Origin of the sequence: Bacillus sp. FSL P2-0099, assembly GCF_038007445.1 — a bacterium.
Taxonomy (GTDB): domain Bacteria; phylum Bacillota; class Bacilli; order Bacillales; family Bacillaceae_G; genus Bacillus_A; species Bacillus_A mycoides.
Genome location: NZ_JBBOXE010000001.1, coordinates 198,131 through 220,281, shown reverse-complemented (window position 1 = coordinate 220,281; position 22,151 = coordinate 198,131). Strand labels below are relative to the sequence as shown.

Annotated in this window: 26 protein-coding genes; 10 read left to right on the top strand and 16 right to left on the bottom strand. The window is 34.6% G+C overall.

All coding sequences use genetic code 11. From position 1 onward, the window contains the following. Positions 1-13: 13 nt before the first annotated feature. From MKY90_RS01250 to MKY90_RS01230, 5 genes are all read right to left on the bottom strand, one after another. Positions 14-946, bottom strand: coding sequence for an ABC transporter ATP-binding protein (locus tag MKY90_RS01250; protein WP_000960163.1), 933 nt, complete (start codon positions 944-946; stop codon positions 14-16). Positions 947-1,084: 138 nt separating this feature from the next. Beyond that, positions 1,085-1,741, bottom strand: coding sequence for a response regulator (locus MKY90_RS01245; protein ID WP_063218196.1), 657 nt, complete (start codon positions 1,739-1,741; stop codon positions 1,085-1,087). Next, on the bottom strand, positions 1,738-2,931 hold the full coding sequence (locus MKY90_RS01240; protein WP_098168771.1) for a sensor histidine kinase: 1,194 nt from the start codon (positions 2,929-2,931) through the stop codon (positions 1,738-1,740). Before MKY90_RS01240 ends, MKY90_RS01245 begins: the two co-directional genes overlap by 4 nt. A gap of 154 nt (positions 2,932-3,085) precedes the next feature. Further along, on the bottom strand, positions 3,086-4,972 hold the full coding sequence (abc-f, locus tag MKY90_RS01235) for a ribosomal protection-like ABC-F family protein (RefSeq protein ID WP_063218198.1): 1,887 nt from the start codon (positions 4,970-4,972) through the stop codon (positions 3,086-3,088). A 124-nt stretch (positions 4,973-5,096) separates the two neighbouring features. Further along, positions 5,097-5,231, bottom strand: coding sequence for an RAxF-45 family protein (locus MKY90_RS01230; protein ID WP_002139888.1), 135 nt, complete (start codon positions 5,229-5,231; stop codon positions 5,097-5,099). A gap of 420 nt (positions 5,232-5,651) precedes the next feature. Between MKY90_RS01230 and MKY90_RS01225 the strand changes: the two genes are divergently transcribed. Further along, the gene (locus tag MKY90_RS01225) at positions 5,652-5,780 is read left to right on the top strand and encodes a hypothetical protein (protein WP_002029408.1); all 129 of its coding nucleotides are present in this window, start codon (positions 5,652-5,654) and stop codon (positions 5,778-5,780) included. Positions 5,781-5,914: 134 nt separating this feature from the next. Then, positions 5,915-6,709 carry a DUF4931 domain-containing protein gene (locus tag MKY90_RS01220; protein WP_098168770.1) on the top strand — a complete coding sequence of 265 codons (795 nt, stop codon included), beginning with the start codon at positions 5,915-5,917 and terminating at the stop codon, positions 6,707-6,709. Between the two features lie 11 nt (positions 6,710-6,720). On the opposite strand, the gene MKY90_RS01215 is transcribed toward MKY90_RS01220, so the two are convergent. Then, positions 6,721-7,254 carry a transglycosylase SLT domain-containing protein gene (locus MKY90_RS01215; RefSeq protein ID WP_000713256.1) on the bottom strand — a complete coding sequence of 178 codons (534 nt, stop codon included), beginning with the start codon at positions 7,252-7,254 and terminating at the stop codon, positions 6,721-6,723. A 246-nt stretch (positions 7,255-7,500) separates the two neighbouring features. Between MKY90_RS01215 and MKY90_RS01210 the strand changes: the two genes are divergently transcribed. Next, on the top strand, positions 7,501-9,150 hold the full coding sequence (locus tag MKY90_RS01210; RefSeq protein ID WP_215599098.1) for a DUF2334 domain-containing protein: 1,650 nt from the start codon (positions 7,501-7,503) through the stop codon (positions 9,148-9,150). Positions 9,151-9,181: 31 nt separating this feature from the next. On the opposite strand, the gene MKY90_RS01205 is transcribed toward MKY90_RS01210, so the two are convergent. The 5 genes from MKY90_RS01205 to MKY90_RS01185 form a co-directional block, all read right to left on the bottom strand. Then, positions 9,182-9,952 (bottom strand): TatD family hydrolase, encoded by a 771-nt coding sequence (locus tag MKY90_RS01205; protein ID WP_002009903.1) that lies wholly within the window; start codon positions 9,950-9,952, stop codon positions 9,182-9,184. A gap of 747 nt (positions 9,953-10,699) precedes the next feature. Then, positions 10,700-11,056 (bottom strand): YxeA family protein, encoded by a 357-nt coding sequence (locus MKY90_RS01200; protein WP_002009906.1) that lies wholly within the window; start codon positions 11,054-11,056, stop codon positions 10,700-10,702. A 140-nt stretch (positions 11,057-11,196) separates the two neighbouring features. Then, complete coding sequence (locus MKY90_RS01195) at positions 11,197-12,033, bottom strand: YitT family protein (protein WP_002009911.1); 837 nt, start codon at positions 12,031-12,033, stop codon at positions 11,197-11,199. Between the two features lie 117 nt (positions 12,034-12,150). Continuing rightward, positions 12,151-12,480: a PH domain-containing protein gene (locus MKY90_RS01190; RefSeq protein ID WP_002091410.1), complete on the bottom strand. Its 330-nt coding sequence runs from the start codon at positions 12,478-12,480 to the stop codon at positions 12,151-12,153. A 160-nt stretch (positions 12,481-12,640) separates the two neighbouring features. Then, on the bottom strand, positions 12,641-13,618 hold the full coding sequence (locus MKY90_RS01185; RefSeq protein ID WP_002124775.1) for a LacI family DNA-binding transcriptional regulator: 978 nt from the start codon (positions 13,616-13,618) through the stop codon (positions 12,641-12,643). Between the two features lie 305 nt (positions 13,619-13,923). Between MKY90_RS01185 and MKY90_RS01180 the strand changes: the two genes are divergently transcribed. Continuing rightward, complete coding sequence (locus MKY90_RS01180) at positions 13,924-14,016, top strand: DUF3948 family protein (protein WP_141507006.1); 93 nt, start codon at positions 13,924-13,926, stop codon at positions 14,014-14,016. A 71-nt stretch (positions 14,017-14,087) separates the two neighbouring features. On the opposite strand, the gene MKY90_RS01175 is transcribed toward MKY90_RS01180, so the two are convergent. Further along, the gene (locus MKY90_RS01175; protein WP_002124771.1) at positions 14,088-14,693 is read right to left on the bottom strand and encodes a lysophospholipid acyltransferase family protein; all 606 of its coding nucleotides are present in this window, start codon (positions 14,691-14,693) and stop codon (positions 14,088-14,090) included. 336 nt (positions 14,694-15,029) lie between these two features. On the opposite strand from MKY90_RS01175, the gene MKY90_RS01170 reads away from it, so the two are divergent. Continuing rightward, the gene (locus MKY90_RS01170) at positions 15,030-15,125 is read left to right on the top strand and encodes a DUF3948 family protein (protein ID WP_002124767.1); all 96 of its coding nucleotides are present in this window, start codon (positions 15,030-15,032) and stop codon (positions 15,123-15,125) included. A 20-nt stretch (positions 15,126-15,145) separates the two neighbouring features. Here MKY90_RS01170 and MKY90_RS01165 read toward each other — a convergent pair whose 3' ends face one another. After that, positions 15,146-15,334 (bottom strand): YrzO family protein, encoded by a 189-nt coding sequence (locus MKY90_RS01165; RefSeq protein WP_341090125.1) that lies wholly within the window; start codon positions 15,332-15,334, stop codon positions 15,146-15,148. A gap of 21 nt (positions 15,335-15,355) precedes the next feature. Continuing rightward, positions 15,356-16,324, bottom strand: a complete 969-nt coding sequence (locus MKY90_RS01160; protein WP_002124765.1) for a DMT family transporter — start codon at positions 16,322-16,324, stop codon at positions 15,356-15,358. 127 nt (positions 16,325-16,451) lie between these two features. On the opposite strand from MKY90_RS01160, the gene MKY90_RS01155 reads away from it, so the two are divergent. Together MKY90_RS01155 and MKY90_RS01150 are read left to right on the top strand one after the other, a co-directional pair. Beyond that, on the top strand, positions 16,452-17,318 hold the full coding sequence (locus MKY90_RS01155) for a LysR family transcriptional regulator (RefSeq protein ID WP_002029391.1): 867 nt from the start codon (positions 16,452-16,454) through the stop codon (positions 17,316-17,318). A 219-nt stretch (positions 17,319-17,537) separates the two neighbouring features. Beyond that, complete coding sequence (locus MKY90_RS01150) at positions 17,538-17,639, top strand: DUF3948 family protein (protein ID WP_098168422.1); 102 nt, start codon at positions 17,538-17,540, stop codon at positions 17,637-17,639. A gap of 65 nt (positions 17,640-17,704) precedes the next feature. Here the strand turns inward: MKY90_RS01150 and MKY90_RS01145 are convergent, their stop codons facing one another. Further along, positions 17,705-18,652 (bottom strand): helix-turn-helix transcriptional regulator, encoded by a 948-nt coding sequence (locus MKY90_RS01145; RefSeq protein WP_033708172.1) that lies wholly within the window; start codon positions 18,650-18,652, stop codon positions 17,705-17,707. Positions 18,653-18,783: 131 nt separating this feature from the next. Between MKY90_RS01145 and modA the strand changes: the two genes are divergently transcribed. The 3 genes from modA (at position 18,784) to MKY90_RS01130 (ending at position 21,412) form a co-directional block, all read left to right on the top strand. Continuing rightward, positions 18,784-19,581, top strand: a complete 798-nt coding sequence (gene modA, locus MKY90_RS01140; protein WP_002169309.1) for a molybdate ABC transporter substrate-binding protein — start codon at positions 18,784-18,786, stop codon at positions 19,579-19,581. Between the two features lie 5 nt (positions 19,582-19,586). Then, entirely contained in the window at positions 19,587-20,261 is a 675-nt protein-coding gene (modB, locus tag MKY90_RS01135; RefSeq protein WP_002169310.1) for a molybdate ABC transporter permease subunit, read from the top strand. Between the two features lie 299 nt (positions 20,262-20,560). Next, positions 20,561-21,412 carry a GRP family sugar transporter gene (locus MKY90_RS01130; RefSeq protein ID WP_000353554.1) on the top strand — a complete coding sequence of 284 codons (852 nt, stop codon included), beginning with the start codon at positions 20,561-20,563 and terminating at the stop codon, positions 21,410-21,412. 67 nt (positions 21,413-21,479) lie between these two features. On the opposite strand, the gene pnuC is transcribed toward MKY90_RS01130, so the two are convergent. Next, the gene (gene pnuC, locus MKY90_RS01125; protein WP_002091429.1) at positions 21,480-22,130 is read right to left on the bottom strand and encodes a nicotinamide riboside transporter PnuC; all 651 of its coding nucleotides are present in this window, start codon (positions 22,128-22,130) and stop codon (positions 21,480-21,482) included. Positions 22,131-22,151: the final 21 nt, after the last annotated feature.

The following is a 22,151-nucleotide window of genomic DNA, read 5'->3' as shown; positions in this document are numbered from 1 at the left end:
CGTACTAACCCCCTTAATCACGAAGTGAACGTCCTGTTAATTGTAAAAAAAGTGCCTCTAAATTCGGTTCTTTTACTTCCAGTTTTAAAATTTGAGCTTTGTTTTCAACAACTTCTGAAACAACTATGCCAATTGCCTCGCCACCATTTAGTCCAATATCAATCGTGCTACTATCTTCGTCAAAAATAATCCGCTCAACAACAGGTAGTGCCTTCAACTTTTGTAGCAGTTCCGTACTGTAGCGATTTAATTGCAATTTCACCATAAACCCATCTGTTAGACGATTACATAGCTCTCTTTTCGTTCCTAGTGCAATTACCTTTCCATGATCAACGATGGCAATTCGCTCACATAAATACTCAACTTCTTCCATGTAATGACTCGTATAAATGACCGTCATACCTTTTTCATTTAACTTTTTAACAGTCTCTAAAATATGATTTCTCGATTGCGGATCAATCCCGACTGTCGGTTCATCCATAATTAATAACTCTGGTTCGTGCATAAGTGCTGCACCAATATTAATACGCCTTTTCATTCCACCTGAAAATGTTTCAATTTTATCTTTTCCCCGATCCTGTAAACCGACGTAAGCTAACACTTCCTCTGCCCGCTCTTTTGCAACTTTTCCATTTAAACCGTACATCTTTCCCCAGAAGATTAAATTTTCCTTTGCTGAAAGTGTCGGATACAGCGCAATGTCTTGCGGGACAATACCGATTTTCTTTTTCGCTTCTAATGGATACTCTTTTACAGATTTCCCACCAACTTTTATATCACCACTATCGTATGGAATTAACCCGCAAATCATTGATATCGTCGTTGATTTCCCCGCTCCGTTTGGTCCAAGCAACCCAAATGTTTCACCTTTTTTCACTTCAAAAGAAACATTCTTTACGATTTCCTTCTTGCCAAATGATTTCGTAATATGATCTATGACTAACATATTGATTCAGCCCCTTTGTATTCATCTACACTTTCATTGTAGAAAAATTTCTTTTCTTCTCCATCAGCCTTAAGATAGAAATACAAAATAAAAAAGCAGCAAATTCCGCTGCTTTTTCACACTTATATATGCCAAAAGTCATGTGTACATCGTGACGCCATACCTTACTGCGTATATCGCAGCTTGTGTTCGATCTCTCAGTTCTAGCTTACTAATCAAATTAGAAACATGATTCTTAACAGTTCCCTCGGTAATAAATAGCTTTTCGGCAATCTCTTTATTATTTAACCCCAGTCCAATTGCTCTTAAAACATCTACTTCTCGCTCAGTTAATTGTTTTAGTTGTTCTGGTGGGTTACACTCTACTGCCACTTTCGTCTTTTTTAATTCCTCTATAATTTGCGCTGTTATATCCTGAGGAAGCACAACCCCGCCACTATGCACCGTTAAAATTGCTTGCGCGATTGCATCTGTCTCCATATCCTTCAATAAATAACCACTCGCTCCTTGCTCCAATGCTTCAAAAATAAGCTCACTATCATTGAATGTCGTCAACATAAGAACCTTTATATGAGGGAACTGTTCTCTAACTAAACGTGTTCCTTCAACACCATTCATACGAGGCATCCGAATATCCATCAAAATAATTTCAGGATGTAGCTCTTTCACTTTTTGTATCACTTCGTCTCCATCCGTAGCCGTTCCCACTACTTCAAGTTCTGGGCGTAAATTTAATAACATCGCTAAACCATCGCGAATGAGTGATTGATCATCAACAATCATAATGCGAATCATACCGTTCCCCCTATTACCCATGTTTTCTCCTGAAGCGGAAATTCAATCTGTAACTGGAAGCCTTTTTCTATCTCACTCTCAAATTGAATAGTTCCACCTTGTTCCTCTACACGTTCTTTCATATTAAGTAAACCAAAACCTGGACTTACCTCGTTGACTCCCACACCATTATCCGAAATACAGAGTTTAACTTGTTTCATTGAACAAGTTAAACTCACTTCACATAAACTCGCTTTCCCGTGACGTTTTGCATTTGTTAAAGACTCTTGCATAATACGAAGTAATGTAGGATGTAGCGACAATGGAATTGTAACAGGATCTCCTTGCAATCGAAAAGATGCTTGTACTTTCGTCATTTTAGAATATTCATTCAACATTCCACGCATATTTTCTACTATGTTTCCTAGTTTGCTTTCCTCTTTTAAAGCATGAACAGAAGCTCTTACTTCTTGAAGTGACTTTCTAGCCAGTTCATAACATGTATGTAAAACCTTTTCTGTCGTATCTGAGTTTTGCTTCCATAGCGCTTCCGCTAGTTGCAACTGCACAAGCAAAGCTGTCATATTATGACCCACAGTATCATGAATTTCTCGGGCAATATCATTTCGCTCCCGAACCGCTGTCAATTCCTCTACCTCTTTGGCATATAGCCTTAATTGTTCATGTGCTTCTTTTAAAGCTGTATGAGATAATGCTAATTCCTCATATTGCTCATCTACCATTTTCCGCGCAGCTGTAAGTTTTTTTATTAAGTTTCCAGCTAAAGCACTGAAAATGATAAACATAAAGTTAATTGCATTACTCTCCAATTCCAGACTCTCTGTATGTTGATACGTATGTAGTATATTTATAAACCAACAAAGAAAGAAAAAAGCGATAAAAAAATAAGTCATCCTTTTACGCCAATCATGAATAAATAATCCTACCGCATCAATTCCAAATATAATTAAATACAAACATGTCTCGGGAAATAAAAACCCTAATAACGCTGTGACAATACCGTTTGTGAGCAAGGTATAAAAAACAAGTTTCCTACTCCCTTTTGCTTTTACAAGCAAAATATGATTCACAATATAAATAAAAAGTGCAATACCGACAAAAATTTGTAAATTTTCTGTTTCACGTGAAACATGATTTGCGTAAACTAAGCAAATCATGACGATTGTAGCAATCCGCGCATATCCTAACATAAAATTCTCCCCCACGTTTTAGTGACCTAAAGTTCATTCTATTATCACAGCAGCAAGAAAATTATACCAATTTTTCTGCTTTCATTATACTAAAAAGAGCAAGCCCTCCCCAAAAATATGAGGAAACAACTTGCTCTTTTTCATTCTATTTTCTTTACTCCACAATATTCTCTAACTCATTATATAACTCCGCTCGTAAAAACTCTTTTTTCGTTTTTTCTTCATATAATTGTTCAAGCATTTCAACATCAACTACATGTTCCATTTTACATTCGAGTGCATATATATCTTCTTCTATATGCATTAACTCGTTTTCAACTGCCTCTAAATCCCTAGACTTCTTCTTTTTTATAGGCATTACTTCTAACGCTTTATTCCCTTGCTGTTGCTGCTTCTGTTTTACTACTTGTTTCTCAATTCTTTCTTCCCACTTTTGACGAGCCCATGCATAGTTCCCTGCAAACTCAAATAATTTGTGCTCATCAATCCAATATGTCTTTTCAAACAATTTATTTAAGAAATAACGATCATGTGAAACAGCTAAAATCGTCCCATTATATTGTTCAAGGGCCTCCTCTAAAACTTCCCTTGATTCAATATCAAGATGATTCGTCGGTTCATCTAAAATAAGAAAGTTAACATCTTGATACATAAGTTGCGCGAGCCTTAACCTCATTTTTTCTCCACCGCTAAGTTGTGTTACTTTCTTAAAAACAGCTGGACCATAAAATAAGAAACGAGCTAATATATGTCTTGCTTCTCCCTCTGTTACAGCCACGCAATCTCTGAAAGCTTCCAATACATTGTTCTTCATATTCCCGTACGCATGTTGCGATAAATAACCGATTTTCACACTACTACCAATCCGAATTTCACCAGTATCTTGCTTCATTTCTTCTAGTAGTAATTTTAATAACGTAGTCTTTCCTGTACCGTTACGTCCAACGATAGCTGCGCGCTCCTGAAAACGAATATGCAAATTTACTTTCTCGAATAAAGATCTGTCAGCAAATCCTTTACTCACTTCTTTCATTACAACAACATCTTTCCCACTTCTCTCTTGCCCGTCAAACTGAAGTCCCATCTGTTTTCTATCCAAAATGGGTCTCTTTAGTTTCTCTATGCGCTCTAATGCACGTTCCATATTTCTCGCTCTCTTATGCAATCCTTCACTCGGCGGATTCGCTTGATTTGCCCATTCGCGTAGACGCTTAATCGCTTCTTTCATTTTCTTTATTTTCTTTTGCTGTTCTTGATACGCTTGAAATTCTTGAAGCAATCTTTCTTCCTTTTCCTCAACAAACTGTGAATAGTTCGTATGATATACGTGAATTTCTCCATCTTCTAAATCAAAAATTTTCGTTACAACTTCATCAAGGAAATAGCGATCATGTGAAATGACCATAACTGTTCCTGTATACTCTTTTAGAAATTGCTCTAACCACTCGACTGCAAATAAGTCCAAATGATTTGTTGGTTCATCTAATAGAAGTAAATCTGGTTTCTGCAATAGCATATACGCAAGGCTTACTTTTGTTTGTTCTCCACCACTTAACTCCATAAATGATCTTGAAAATAGTTCCGTCACCTGTAGACCATTTGCTACCTTCATAATATTCGCTTCTATTTCATAACCACCGAGAAACGCGTACCTTTCTTGAATTACTCCGTATCTCTCCATCAATTTTTGTAAAGCAGATGATTCCTGTTCTTCTGCCATATTTTTTTCTAAAGCATGCATTTCTATCTCCAACTCTTTTTCCTTTTTAAAAGCGGAGCTTAATACATCATATACATTCATTTCATTATTAAATTTTGGAATTTGTGCTACATGACCAATGCGCGTACCTTTCTTCACATGAATAGCCCCTGCATCCAAACCCTCAATTCCTGTTAAAAGCTGAAAGATGGTTGTCTTCCCACTACCGTTACGACCAACTAATCCAATACGTTCTCCATTCTTTATTTCAAGCGATATATTTTCAAATATGATGTTTCCACCAAAAGATTTCTTTACATTATTTACACTACAAATTGTCATTTTCCGTACTCCTTTCAATATAAAAAACCATGGGAAAGAAACATTCCCCATGGTTTTTGTCATAGAAAAAGGAAGCCAAATAGCTCCCTTTTCACACGTTTATCAAAAATGGGTGAAGAGACTTCTATCGTTCAATAGCTACTATGCAATTGTTAAAAAAGGGCATACGTATCCCGTTAACAACTACATCATGAAAAATCGCACGACAAATATAGATATAATCTAAAAATTTTGCGCGCGTAGCTAAAGAACATTTCATCTCATTCACTCCTTTCGTACGGAATTTAATACTTACTTCTTTATTATACTTCCCCGATTTATGTTTGAATAGTCATTTTTCTGAAAATAATAAAGATAGACTAAACATTTCAATAAGTGACATCAAATCTTACAAAACTGTTATGTTCACGTAATGGAAAGCGATAGTACGAAAAGATACCTCCCTATACAATAAAGATGTAAACAAGAGAGACAAAAACAAGGAGGAAATAATCATGATGAAAGAAATCGTAAAAGCAATCTTTGAGGTATTAGTGAACGGACAAGCAGTTGTAAAAGAACTAAACGAACTATAAAAGGGAGGAAAGAACTATGATGAACATGGTAAAAATGATCTTACATGCTTTAGTTGATGCGAAAGCAGTTAGCCAAGAATTAAACCAACAATAAAAAGGGGTATATGAATATGAAGAAAGCCATTATTGTAATCGCAAGTACAGCAATTGCCTTATACACAATAAAAAATAGAAAAAAGAAACAAAATGAAAATGCTCTATATTATCCATACACACTATTAAAGAAAAAATAAAAGACAAGGTACCCTATTGCAATGAGGATATCTTGTCTTTTATTTTTCCCTATTCCCTTTAAAGGATTTCCTTCTCCTTTTCCCGAATGTATTAAGCGGGATTTTACATATATTTTAAAGGGGCATAAATAAAAATGGATACACAACAACTATATTTTTCAAACGATATCGGTAAACAAAAACCAGAAAGTATTCGGAACAGAAACACTGCATGTCCTTTTTGTGACAGAGAAAATTTAACGGATATTTTAGCAACTGAGGGCTCTATTATTTGGTTAAAAAATAAATTCCCTACATTACAGGATACCTTTCAAACCGTGCTAATCGAAACAGATAATTGCGAAGACCATATCGCAACATATACAGAAGAACATATGAGAAAACTAATTCGCTTCTCTATTCTCCATTGGTTAAACTTACAGGAAAATGAAGAATTCACTTCTGTGATTTTATACAAAAATCATGGTCCATTTTCAGGCGGAAGTTTGCATCATGCACATATGCAAATTATCGGAATGAAACATGTAGACTATCTTGAAAATATTGAGGAAGCAAATTTCCAAGGGGTAATTGTTCAAAAAAATGAACGCATTGAACTCAATATTTCAGAGCGTCCTATTATCGGCTTTACTGAATTTAATATCATCATTGAAGATATTGCATTTATAGATGAAATGGCCAATTATATTCAGCAAACTGTACGTTACATACTGACAGATTTCCATAAAGGATGTAGTAGTTATAACTTATTCTTCTATCATCTAAATGGAAAAATCATTTGTAAAGTTGTTCCTAGGTTTGTCGTTTCACCGTTGTATGTAGGATATAAAATACCACAAGTTTCTACAAAACTAGAAGAGGTGAAAATACAACTAGCGCAGTATTTCATGAAGCACGAAGACAAAATTATTCACAAAAAAACAGAGTAGGTATAGAAAACCTACTCTTTGATTACACCTTTATTTCGATAGTATACATCCTCTAATCCGATGTTATACTTCATATTGTTATCCGTCCACTCTGGTCCTAAATTCCCTGGCCATCCAGATGTATTCGCTATATATTTCAGTAATGCAAAATCAGTCAAACCTTTTTGCACCCCGCGCTTATAACCTTTCATTAAATGCGGCATTGCAATTTGCGCATTTGTACGTGGATCTTTCAGCTCTTCATCAGTTAAATGATCTGGCGCAAGCCCACCACCGCGGTGTAATTGAAACAATCCGAATGAAGTTCCGTTATCTCCAACACTTCTTGGATTTAACCTACTTTCGTGTTCGGCAATTGTAAGAGGTATCCATTCCGGAAGGTTTACTTTCTTTGCTTCCTCTATAATGATTTGTTTCATCTGTTTTGCTTCTTCTGAATCAACATAGCTTGTTTCATTCATTAGCTTACCCATTCCTTCAGACTTTCCTTGGAAATATAAATACACTCCAAGAACAACTAAAAATCCTACAAAGAATTTCTTCACTACCTCTACCTCTTTCTCCGCTGAAATTTGTCCCCTTTCAGCCTTTCTTTTACAATTACCAACACTCTATCATTCTCTTACCTTTCAATCATAGCAAATTACTATACATATTATCATCATGCTTTAGACCGATTTTGCGAAAAAACATATGGTAAATACGTACAAAAATGTAACTTACATAGACTATAACTTATTTTTTGTATATAATTGTAAATTGAATTCTACATAGACTAGGAGCATATATAAATGAAAAAATTCCTACTACTCTTTTTTAGCATTTTACTACTTATTCCTATACACACATCTGCGCAAACATCATCCAAGCCAAAAGTACTTATTTTGTATAGTACAGAAGACAATAAAATTACAAACAATGTACAAATCCTTAATACTCAGTTAGGACATTTCACAAATGATATAACAGTAAAAAGTTTAAAAGAGGTAAATGAAACTACTAACTCATCTTCTTATACACATATTGTTTATATCGGAGAGAAAAAAGAAGATTTTTCTACTGAAGTAAAACAATTTCTAGAAAACTTCTCAGGTCCCATATTAGTTTTAGGACAAAATTTTGAACAATTATCTAATCGTTTTTCTTTCATTACCTCGAAAGAAACCGATATACGAATTCACACTATAGGATATCCGACTAACCAGTTAAAAAATGAATTACATGAAGAACGCTTAATGAAGAAAATTGAAACAAAAGGAACAACTCTTGCTTACGCCTTGAGTGCTGATGGAACTCATCCGTTAATCATTCAACAAGGAACATCCTATTATGTCGCGACTCCAAACCTTTTTGATTGGATGTCTCATTACGTCGGTGAAATGCTATTTTCTTACTTCGAACAAAAGCCTATGACAGATAAAAATTCAGCTTATTTACGTCTTGAAGACGTTCATCCAGCTGTAGATGTAAAGCAATTAAAAGAAATCGCTGAATTACTAAAAGAGGAAAAGCTCCCTTATATGATTACCGTTATCCCTGTTTACAAAGATCCAGACACAGGAAAAACAGTACATTTAAAGGATAACTCTGAATTAATCGATGTTTTACACTTTATGCAAGATAATGGTGGCTCTATCGTTATGCATGGTTACACACATCAGTTTTATGATAGTGAAACTGGCGAAGGTTTTGAATTTTGGGATGTAAAAACAGATCAACCAATTCGCCAACCAAACCATGAAAAATCAAAAACAAAAAAAGATTTTCAGTCTACAGAAGACTATAATAAATACGTAAAAAACGGGAAAGCCTTCGAAGAAAAATATATTAAAGATCATATTGAAAAAGGGATTACAGAGCTTGTAGAAGCTAAATTATATCCAGTTGCCTTTGAAGCTCCGCACTATACAATGTCTCAAAAAGGATATGAAATACTATCACAATATTTTTCAACTTATGTAGGACAAATACAACTTAACGATACAACTTGGAAATCAATGCACTCACCAGCTTATATAAGTACACCGTCATTTTTGCATGGGATGAAATTAATTCCTGAAACTGTTGGCTTTATTGAAGAAGGGAAGCCACAAGCTATAGCAAAAATGAAAGAACGTGCTTTATCTATCACTAAACTATCTGATGGAATTATCGGTGCATTTTATCATCCTTACTTGGGCGTTGAACCATTAAAAGAAGTATTAAAAGAACTAGAAAGTATTCCAAACATAGAGTGGATTGATTTACAAAAAGACATGAATGAAGTAAAAATGAAAGATATTCATATTACTACTAATAAAGAAGGCATTCACGTTGAAAAACCAACAAGTGCGAATGACATAATTGATTATATAAAACAATATGGGTTCTTCCTTATAATTGGGTTCATTATAATTGTCTTTCTTTTATTATTAAGACGTGCGAAAAAATTAGAGTCATAAAAAAACACCAAGCGAGATGCTTGGTGTTTTTTTATGACTCACTAACTTTATAAAATCGCACCGTATTCGCATATATTTGCTCAGTAACTTTCTCTACTGATATTTTTTTTATTATACTAATTTCTTGTAATACATCTTTTATCATATAAGGATGTGTCATCGTATCCTTCTGAAATTCCCACGGCCCATCTGTTTCTACCATCATATATTCAAGCGGATAATACGAAACTATTTTTCTAATTTTCTCCTTATGTAAAACATCCGGTGTGATAGAAATATAATAACCGTTCCTCATCATCCGTTTCATTGTCTCTTCACTTCCTTTAAACCAATGAAAGTGTGCACGCGAAACTTTATATTCTTCAAGTAAACCACATACAGTGTCAGTATCTTCATAAACCGCATGCAATATAATTGGTAAATCGTATTTACTAGCTAGTTCCACAAACTTTTTTAACACCGCTATGTATGGATCAATAGCAATATTTTCATCTTCTTTCCTTAAATAATATGGGAGTCCCACTTCACCAATCGCAACAATTTCATCTACATGATCTTCAATTAATTTATAAATTTTCTCACATTCCTCTTTATGAATCGGCTGCTCCGGATGAAAACCTATTGCTGGATGTACAAAAGGATATCGCTTTGCTAAAGATAAAGTTTCTAGACATGATTGATAATTCATAGATACTGCAATAAGCCCTTGTATCTCTTTACTGTTTTCCACATCTATAAATAATCTACTTTTCTCTTCATTCTCATATTGATCAACATGTATATGGCTATCAATCAATTTCATCTTTATGCCCCCATAAAAAAAACAAGAAAGGGTCTTCCTTCTTGTTTTATCATCTATATTAGTTAACAATTAAATTTGTTATTATATCAAATAATCCAATACATACTACGGCAACAGTAAAGTAGCTACAGAAATCTTTAATTGGAAACTTCACTACTTCTTCTTTACGCATCCCAGTTTTCTCCCTTCTTAATATATCCCTAATTATTTTTTATCTATTTGTATCTATTATGCAAAAAATATGACAAATTTACTATCGAATTAACTTACGTAAACCTTACAATGTTGTAAGGTTTGAAAAAAGGCCTCATCTTAAGCTAAGATGAGGCCTATTCAAAGTTAGTTGGTTTTTCGTTCTTCATTAACATTGCGAATCAGAAAGTAATAAAATGAGACTTTCTAGTTACACTATATTAAATTTACTATCTTTTAACTATCGAATTGCATTACAGGAGTCTTACATGTTTGTAAGCTATGTGTAATGTAATTCGATAGTTCCCCTTACCTATACTTTGTACAATAAGGTTAGAAAGTAAGCCAAATAAGAAGAATACTCACATAACCAAATTACATTGCTAGTAGCCGACTCTTCTTATACCTTTCACTCATGCTACTACAATGTACCCCCTTCCCCCTTATATAATAAGAAAAGCCTTAGTCCATATGGACTAAGGCTTTTTCACGGATCTAAAATACCCCTACCTAGTATTTTTATTTTCGACAAAAAATAGGCGGGGGTATAATTCGCTATCTCATCGTTAAAAGTTTACTCTTCGCATTAATAGGAATATTTCCAGCTTCAATTTCTTCAATTGCCTCGCCGTAGCGTCCTTTTGCGTACACCTTTAATGCTTCATCTCTCTTTAACATATGCTTAACAGTCTTCTTTATTTTTTGTTCTCTTCCACGTTCATCAAATGCAATAAATTCATATTCATACCATTCATCACCGACATGCTGACCAATCGCATCCACAATTGTATAGTATTCTTTCGTCGTATAAAGCGGATTATATTTATCAATAACCGGTCCAAGTTTCGTAGGTAGTAATACTACTACTATCACTACCATGGCTATTACAGTAGTAATTATTTTTTTCTTCATAATACTGATCTTCCTCCTCTGCAGGATACTTATACATCCATTCTAAAGAGCAGGAATTTAATCTACCATTCAATCCCATTACATTACCCTTACATTTTTGTAAGAATAAAAAAAGATGAACGAATTTTCTCGTTCACCTTTTAGCTTGCTTTAAAGCCACCGCCAAGTACATCACGCACATCGTGAATGACAACGAAGGCATCTTCATCAACTCTACTAATAACTTGCTTTAACTTAACAAGCTCTTGTTTATTAATAACGATATATAAAACTTCTTTATTTTTACCAGTATATCCGCCGCGTCCCTCTAATACAGTGACACCGCGTGTCATGTTTTTTGTAATAGTTTCACGTATTAAATCCGGTTGATTTGAAATGATTGTAACAGCTGTTTTTGTATCCATACCTTCCACGATGAAATCAATTACTTTCGCTCCGACAAATACAGCTACAAGTGTATACATTGCCTTTTCTTGTCCTATTATAAATACAGAACCCGCAATTACAACGATATCAATAATAAGTACGCCTTTACCAACGCTCCAACCTAAATATTGATTTGCTAGTCGAGCTAAAATTGCCGATCCTCCTGATGTACCTCCAGCTTTGAACATACAGCCTAATCCGATACCTACAAATACACCAGCAAATAAAGCTGCTAGTAACGTATCACTATTTACTTGATATTCGATATGTTCTGTAACATATAAAAACAAAGAGGTTTCCACAATACCTATAATTGTGTAAACCATCGTTTTCTTATCAAAAAATTTATAACCTACAGCTAATAAAATTGCATTCAAACCAAAATTCACAATTCCTGGTGACCAATCAAATAAATAGTACGTAACAACCGTTAAACCAATAATTCCACCCTCTGATAAACGGTTTGGAATTGCAAAGTAATTAATACCAATTGCGAATAATAATGAACCAATTGTAATTAGTGTTATTTCCTTTATACGTTGATTAACCATAGTTCATACCTCCCCCCATTTGACATTGTATCACTATCTCCTAGAGGTTTAGAAGTTGTTTTTATTCCGCATTTTCCCTCACAAAGACCAAGATATTATGTTTAAACAAAGGGGTGATTAATTATTCATATTAGCTCTAACTGTACGGACAAAGCGCTCCACATTCCCACTCTGAATATACTTAGCTCTAATGGTTTCACGATTACAAGTACATTCGAAATATGGACGGAAATCTATGTCATCTATATGCAAATATGAATACTCTTCAAATATCGCAGGATAGCACGAAAATTTCCCGTAAAATAGAAGACGTCTAGTAGTGGCAACAAAAATCCCATGTTGATAACATAAAGTAAAGTCATCCTTTTCAAATATCCCTACGACAAACGCTAAAATCTTTTCGTCATCCTCTACATATTTTTTCATACTTAATAAAAGTTCATTCATGCATATTCCTCCAAATTCTATTCATTGTTTTAGCACTTGAAAAGAATCCATGGATTATTACAGACCGGTGTAACTCTTTTATAAAGTATGAAACGCGTTTCCTGTCAAAGACATTTCAAAAAATAATCCGTTATGTGATTATACACATAACGGATAAATACTAAACCGTCGAGCGTTCCACAAGTTTATACGGAATTTCCATCTTTTCTTGTTTAGAACCCTCATCACTTACTTGCCTATAAAACATTTCAAAAGCCGTCTTACCTATTCCCTTTAAATTTTGGTCAATGGTTGTCAGTTGTAAAACTTGAGAAATCGGTTGATTATCAAAACCAATAATCGCTAAATCCTCAGGAACTTCAATACCTAATTTTTCAACTTCTGTCATGATCCCAATAGCAACTTCATCTCCTGCCACTATTAATGCTTCAGGAGGATTCTCCATCTCCTTGAATTGATGTGCAACTCTTACACCATCTTCTAACGTAAAGCATTCTGTGAAAATCCGATCTTCCATCACTTCTTCATCTATTAATTGTAGCTGTTGTTTATAAGCATCAAAACGTTTCTTACTACTTGGCCCTAACTTTCTTCCCGTACAATATCCAATCTTCTTATAACCTTTTTCAATAAGGTAACTCATCCCTAATTGAAAGGCATTAAAATGATCTGTATATACACTCGATATGCTTTCAATATCATTATCCTCACAAGCAATAACCGCCCCATACGCTGCATAAGGCTCTATAGTTTCCCACTCATTAGCACGAGAACAAATGATAAGACCGTCTAGTTGCTTTGTTTTCAACATATGTAAACTTTTCATTTCTTCTTTTTTATTGTAGTTCGTTTGACAAAGAAGCACCCTGTAATTATGAGCTAACGCAACTTCCATCATTCCACCCACCATCGCATCAAAAGACGGATGATTAATATAAGGTAAAATCACGCCAACAATATTCGTCTTCCCTTTTGATAAATGAACAGCATTTGCATTTTGCGAGTAATTCAATTTCTCAACTATTTCTAAAACAACTTTCCTTTTTTCTTCACTTACATATGGATGATCATTTAATACCCTCGAAACAGTCGTAACTGAAACCCCAGCCATCTTTGCAATATCTTTAATATTAGCCATACACTCACCTCTACTTTTAACTTAATGAATCACATGAACATATGTCAAATCTTCTCATCATGACACTTTCATTCGTTTTTCTTACAAAAGTGTAATTTTCCTGTAAGCTAATTCGATAGTGACTCTCCGCAACATTTCATATAATTAAGTCAGAAACAGGGCAACAACCATTTGAAAAGGAGCGGATCTATATGATGAACAAAATGAAAACGAACAATTTCTTAAATACAATGAGCTTGGTATTTTCCGCTCTTATCGATGCAAAAGCTGTTGCTTCTACATTAAACAAGTAAGGAGAATGCATTATGAACAAAATCACTTTTAATAAATTAGATTTTTTAGGACTAGCTAGCGGCACGGTTCTTCTTACTGCTTTCATTTACGCTGCTACACTATAACTTCGTGTCCCCTTTCCCCTTTATATAAATAATAATAGAAAAGACGACCGTCTATGCACGATCGTCTTTTCTTATTTTTGATTCGGCTGCAAAACTTCCTTTAGTTCTTCAAACTTTGCATTTAATTCATCTGTCATCATTTTCATAGCCGTTTTTCGGTCTATTTGTTCTTCAGCATCGATTTGAATTGGGTCTCCAAAAACTAATCGCGCTTTTTTTCCTTTTATCAATTCTTTTATACTTGATGGACCAACATAAGCTGCCGGTATTAACGGAACGTTAGAACGCATTGCAATCGTAACAGCCCCAGCTTTTAGTGAAACGTCTTCTGATGACCTCGTCCCACTCGGAAAAATCCCTACTACTTTTCCTTCTTTTAATAAACGTGATGGAATTTTTAATGTGCTTGGCCCTGGATTCGCACGGTCTACAGGGAATGCATTTACATTTTTAAAAAACCAATTTTTAAATTTCCCTTCAAACAATTCTTTTTTTGCCATGTAATGAATTTGGGTTGGGTACATTCCTGCCGCTAACATTAAAACATCCATAAAACTTGTATGTGTACACGCAACAACGTAAGGGCCACCTTCCGGTAATTTCTCTCTCCCTTGTACTTCTACCTTCCCAGCCATTTTAAATATATATTTCAACGAAAATGTAATTGGTTTATACATTTGTTTCGTTCCTTTCTGAATATCCGAAGTATAATCATTTTCTTACAACGATTATAACACTAAGTTTTAGGAGTTGGTAATAAAAATAAGTATTTATTGTTAAATTTCAATTCTTACAAAAGTGTAATTTTCTTGTAAGCTAATTCGATAGCGGCTCCCTCCACTATCTTATACAATTAAGTCAGAAAGTAACAACAACCATTTGAAAAGGAGCGGATCTATATGATGAACAAAATGAAAACGAACAATTTCTTAAATACAATATGCATGGTATTCTCCGCTCTTATCGATGCAAAAGCTGTTGTTTCTACATTAAACAAGTAAGGAGAATTTATAATGAATAACATGACTTTTAATAAATTAGATTTTTTAGGACTAGCTAGCGGCTCGATTCTTCTTACTGCTTTCATTTACGCTGCTACGCTTATATAACTTTGTGTCCCCTTTCCCCTTTATATAAATAATAATAGAAAAGACGACCGTCTATGCCCGGTCGTCTTTTTAATTTTTCTTTCCTTCAAGTCTTTTAAAAGCTGTATCAATTCAGCTTGTTGTTTTATATTTTTACGACCGTTTCGATTAATTGCTGCAAGCTCGCAGGCAACTCCAGCAGCAAAGAAAAACAATAAACTTTCTAACATATAAAATCCTCCAGTTGCCTATTAAACAGCTTGACGCAATTGCTTTTCTTGCAAAATTTGTTTATTTATATTTTCTTCTTTTCTCTGACAAACATTATTACGAATAAGCGCTGCAATAACAAATAATGTTCCTACAATATCAAATGTTGTTATTTTATACCCTTGCATCATCATAATAACTAAAGTAGTAATTGGCACAAAGTTAATAAATAAAATACCATTAATGGATGATAAGATTTTCACACCGTAGTTCCAAGCAAGTAGTGCTACGATACCTGGTAATGTCATCATAAATAACAAATCATACTTCACAATAGAAATCGTTTCCATACTTGGAACAGATACATATCCAAGCACTGTAATGACCACAGTTATAATCCCTGTGACAGTTGTACCCAATACACATGTCAAAGTAGAATAGCGTAATGTTGACCAATCGCTACACGTTTGACCACCCATCGTATAAATAACCCATCCTACAACACCAACAAATATAAATGCTAGCGAAAACATGTTATCTTTCAATGTTAAAAAGAAACTCATATCACCTTTCGTAATAACAAATACAGCCCCTACAAACGCAATAATCATGCTCGTTATCATATATTTCTTCGGCTTTATATTTTTATATCCCCATAAAATACAAATTGAAATCATTGGCATAAGCGCCTCCATAATAGAAGCTACCATTACACCTGATTTTCCCATTAACATTTGTCCTAGAAAAATTAATACATTATATACGGTAAAAGCCATTGTTCCAAAAAAGACGAGTAACTTCCCTCTTCCTTCTAAGCGAAATGCCTTCTTTCCTTCTTTCATTAGCAATAATACAATCAATACAATTGCTACCGCACCATAACGAATAAACGAAAAATAAAATGGATCTATGTATTCTAGAGCATGATCAGCAACCGGAAACATCGCTCCCCATGACATACTTGCAATTAAACATGCCAAAGCACCTATTATCATTTGACCTTTTCTCACCACAATCCCCCGCTTCTTTCTATTTGCACAAAGAGAATTGTAAAAGAAAAAATATATCACGTAAAATGATTCAAAATGATGTTAACTATCATTTATAATGATAGTTAACATCAAGGAGGAGCATAAAATGGAATTACGAGACTTACAAATCTTCCAGAGCGTTGCCGACCGCGGTAGTGTAAGCGGCGCAGCAAAGGAATTAAATTACGTACAATCAAATGTAACCGCACGTATTAAACAATTAGAAAACGAGCTGAAAACACCTCTCTTTTACCGTCATAAGCGAGGCATGACTTTAACAGCTGAAGGAAGAAAAATGCTCGTTTACGTTCATAAAATTTTGCAAGATGTTGAAGAGCTAAAACAAGTGTTTTTAGATAGTGAAACACCATCTGGCATATTAAAAATCGGTACAGTCGAAACAGTCAGTACATTGCCTACCATTTTGTCTTCTTACTACAAAAGCTATCCAAATGTCGATTTATCATTACAAGCTGGTCTAACGGAAGAGCTTATTAGAGAAGTACTCGATCACCAATTAGATGGCGCCTTTATATCAGGTCCTATTAAACATCCACTAATTGAACAATACGATGTTAGTACTGAGAAATTAATGCTTGTTACACAAAATAAAGCTTTTCATATAGAAGAATTTACTACGACGCCCCTACTCGTTTTTAATCAAGGATGTGGATACCGTTCCAAGCTTGAACGATGGCTTAAAGATGAAGGTTTGCTACCAAAAAGAATTATGGAGTTTAACATATTAGAAACTATATTAAATAGCGTAGCGCTCGGTCTTGGGATTACACTCGTCCCCCAGTCTGCGGTGCAGCACCTTTCTACAGCAGGTAAAGTACACTGTCATCCAATTCCGGAGAAATATGGTAGTATTTCAACTGTTTTCATACGCCGTAAAGATAGTTACATGACCAATTCGATGCGAAGCTTTTTAAAAACAATTGAAGCACATCATCATATCAATATGCTTTAAAAGTGTAAGTCTTACGTAAGCCAATTCGATAGTTGCAGGCTGCTATATTTCATATAATTAAGACAGAAAGCAGGGCAACAACAATTCGAAAAGGAGCGGATACGCATGATGAACAAAATGAAATCAAACAAATTTTTCAATACAATGGGCATGGTGCTATCCGCACTTATCGATGCAAAAGCAGTTGCAACTACATTAAACAAATAAGGAGAGATTATAATGAACAACATTACTTTCAACAAATCAGACTTTATCGGACTTGCAAGTGGAGCTAATCTTCTTACTGCATTCATTTATGCACTTGCTCAAAGTCTTATTTAACACTTTGTTTCCCCCAACCCCTTTATATATAGAAAAGGCTGCTCGTCTTATAGACAAGCAGCCTTTTAGTTTGTTTCATATATAATTTGGCCTGTTTTGCTTATATCATATCCACCAATTGCTTTTAATTCATTGTGAAACTCTTCAGATTGCAAAACCTCTTTTATAACCTCAATAAGTTCCTCATTTTCTTTATTCTTCAGAAGTACTAAATCATACTGTTCTTTCATTATTGGAATAAAGTCTACGTTCACAATTTGGGAAAACTTTTCTGATCCTACCCCAATATCAGCTTTTCCATTCGCGACTTGCGAGGCAACGCCAAGGTGATTCGATTCTTCCCATTCATACCCGTTAATATCTTCTTTACTTAATTTTTGAATTCGCAATTGCTCATCCACTAACACCCTAATACCAGAACCTTTTTCTCGATTTACAAATCGTATAGATGACTGAGCTAAATCAGCCCATGTTTTTATATTTTGTGGATTCCCTTTTTGCACATAAAACCCAACATTTCTTGCTAATAAATTCATCATAATATATGGTTGTCCAACTAAAATACGTTTTACGTAAGGAACATTATATGTACCCGTTTCACCATCAAATAAGTGTAAACTAACGACGCTTCCTTCTCCTTGGTACATCTTCACTAAACTCGTTAAACTACCTTGATACGCTCTCAATATATTAGAATTTGGCAATCGATTTTCTATATGCTTTGCCAACATATCTAACGTTAGTTCTTGACCACTAATGATGCGTGTATTCGAACTACTAATTTCGTCCTTCTTTACAGGAGTAAATTGTACCTTCCCTGTTTTCATTTGCTTTATATATTGTTCTAAATCAGCTGCATCAATGCGCATCTGTCTACCAACTCTATAAGAAGGCAGTTCTCCTTTTTTAATTAAGTCGTATACAGTTAGTTTTGATACTTTTAATCGCTTTGCTACTTCTTCCGTTGTGTAGGAATGATGATCCATAGACGATTCCTCACTTTCTTCCTTCATTGTAACAAAGAAAAGAATATTTCTCCTAGTTTTTAAAAACAACTATATCGTTCAAATTATATTCAATTATAACTAGTTATATTTAGTTATAATTAGTTATAATTGGTTTAGTAAACGAAGGGGGATTTTTTATGAACAAATTTACATTACGATCCATTGGGGTACTTATACTTTCTTTTCTTCTTATATTCAGTGCAGCTTGTTCAAGCGAAGAAAAGTCAGCTGCTAAAGAGGGAAAATCAGTGGAGCTGACTATATCAGCGGCTGCAAGTTTACAAGATTCACTAAAAGAAATTGAAAAACAATATAAAGAGAAAGAACCAAACATTAAACTTTCTTTTAACTTCGGTGCTTCTGGTGCACTTCAACAACAAATCGAACAAGGTGCACCTGCTGATTTATTCTTCTCTGCAGCAGAAGATAAATTTCAAACCCTTGTTAAAAAAGGATTCATTAATGAAAAAGAAGGGAAAAACCTTCTTGGAAATGAACTAGTTCTAGTCGTTCCAAAAGATAGTTCTCTTACAAAATTTCAAGATTTAAAGGATGCGAAAATCAAGAAAATCGCACTTGGTACACCCGAATCTGTACCTGCAGGAAAATATGCAAAAGCTTCTCTCACACATGAAAATCTTTGGAATGACGTTCAAAATAAAATCGTATTTACAAAAGATGTTCGCCAAGTGTTAACATATGTAGAAACAGGTAATGTTGATGCTGGTATTGTATATAAAACAGACGCTCTCGTTTCAGACAAGGTGAAAATTGTAGAGGCGGTAGCGGCTAATTCTCATGAGCCAATCCACTATCCTTTAGGTGTTATAAAGGAATCTAAGCATAAGAAAGAGGCGACTTCATTCTATGAGTATTTGCAATCAAAAGATGCACAATCTATCTTTAAGAAATATGGATTTACAATCCTGCCATAATTGCTATGAGCTTTGATACAATTTTGTCACCTGTCTTTCTATCCTTGCGAGTAGCTGCATGCGCCACCATTATCGTTACGATCTTAGGAACGATTATTGGACGAGCATTAGCGCGCTCCTCGTGGCGATATAAAGTACTACTAGAAACTATTTTCTTATTACCAATGGTGCTTCCACCAACTGTTATCGGCTTTTTTCTAATTATCATTTTTGGAAATAACAGTCCCATTGGAAAGTGGATTGAATCATTATTTCAGCAGTCCATTATGTTTACATCTACTGCTGCTATCATTGCTTCTACAGTCGTTGCATTTCCGCTCATGTATCAATCAGCAAAAACAGGATTTTCCATCGCGAATGTGCAAATTGAAGATGGTGCGCGCGACCTTGGTGCGAGTGAATATCAAGTTTTTCTACACGTTACACTCCCACTTGCATTCCCCGCGCTACTTAGCGGTATGATTTTAAGCTTCGTTCGCGCACTCGGGGAATTTGGTGCTACTTTAATGTTTGCAGGAAATATACCTGGCAAAACACAAACGATTCCAACTGCAATTTATATGGCTATTGATGCAAGTAATATGCAACTCGCTTGGACTCTTGTCATCATAACAATTAGCATGTCATTACTATTTTTATTATGTATTCAAATCATTAACAAGCGAATTACCACTTCCTAAAGCAGTTTTCGACAAAAGCTGCTTTTTTTATTTCCCGAAAAATAAAATGACCTAACTAATGACTGAATTTTATTTCTTATTTAAATATACATTTTATTTGAATTCACTTTCTAAAATAGGTAATTTCCTGTTATTATATGAAAGTGTTTCAAAAAGTGAAGAAATGAAAACGCATTTATATCGTAAGTTCTTCATCCTGTTTTAGCGATCGGTAATCTTCTACTCTATTAGTGGGGCATTACCGATCGTTAGAACGATATGTAATTATATTGGTATAGAAAACCGAAGGGAGTCTTGTAATGGACATTTTATTAGCGCTTCTTCCTGCAATCGCATGGGGAAACATCTTATTAGTAAGCGTAAAAATGGGCGGTGGTGCATATAGCCAAACGGTAGGTATGACAATCGGTGCTCTATTCTTCGCAACAGTTATGTATGTATTTACTCAACCAGCTTTAACAATGACAGTCTTGATTGTTGGTTTTATTTCAGGTTTATTCTGGGCTTTAGGACAAGTAAACCAATTAAAAACAGTTGAAAAACTAGGTGTTTCAACTACTGTAACGATTTCTACTGGTATGCAACTTGTTGCAACTTCTATCTTTGGGGTTATCGCTTTCCGTGAGTGGACTACTACAACAACGATTGTTCTGGGAACGATTGCAATCCTATTAATCGTAGTTGGTGTTGTATTCACATCACTAGATGATAAAGAAAATGCACAGCCACCAGGACAATTGAAAAAGGGACTTCTTACTTTAATTGTTTCTACTTTCGGTTATCTTGTATATGTAATTATTATTCGTTGGTATAACATTGATGGTTGGTCTGCTATTTTACCACAGGCAGTTGGTATGTTCGTTGGTGCGGTTGTACTGACGTCTAAACATAAACCATTTAACAAATATGCAATGCGTAATGCTTTATCTGGTTTACTATGGGGAACAGGAAACTTATTCTTACTTCTTTCATTACCACGTGTCGGAGTAGCGACAAGCTTCCCGTTATCTCAAACTGGAATCGTTATCTCAACATTCGGTGCGATTGTCTTCTTAGGTGAAAAGAAAACAAAACGTCAATTGATCTTTATTGCACTAGGTAGTGTTTTAATTATTGGCGGCGCTGTATTGCTTGGTATGACAAAAGCATAAATTCACACTATATTTACCCCCCCTGAAACGTATATGCTTCAGGGGGGTTTTTGATTACAATTATTTTCTAAATATAATTATTTACACGTTCTCGCTCTTTATGGTTTTTCTTCCATTCTAGCAAGCCATCGATACATAAAAATAGATTAATAATAGCTAATACTAACATGACGTATAAGCCCGTTGAAATATAAATCACAATGCTAACTATGTTATACAAAATCCATAAATGCCAATTTTCTAAGATTTTTCGGCTCAGCATAAATTGAGCTACTAATCCTAATACAGCGTTTAAAGCATCTAAATATGGACTTGTCGATTCTAAATAACGGACTTGATAATATCCCCAACCAATCCAAGCAACTAAAATAAAAAGTATATAAATAATCCATCCTTTCAAATCTAAGCGAACTGTCGGCTTTACCTTCTCCTCTCCACTACGCGCAATCCAGTAATACCAACCGTACACATTAAATATAAATTGGAAGGCTGCTAATACTGCCATTGCGTATAAGCCTTGTGTAGTGAAAATATACAGAAATACCGCAACTGTAATCATCCCAAATAAAAAGTTTGATACCTTTTCCCTTGCAAGTAACCAAACATTAATAATCCCCATAACCGATGCGAAAATTTCAATATAACTTGATCGGATATAGAATCCAACTAATATGCAAATAATACTAGAAATGAGTAAAAAAAGTGGACTTCTAACCATATTTATCTCTCCCCAGATATG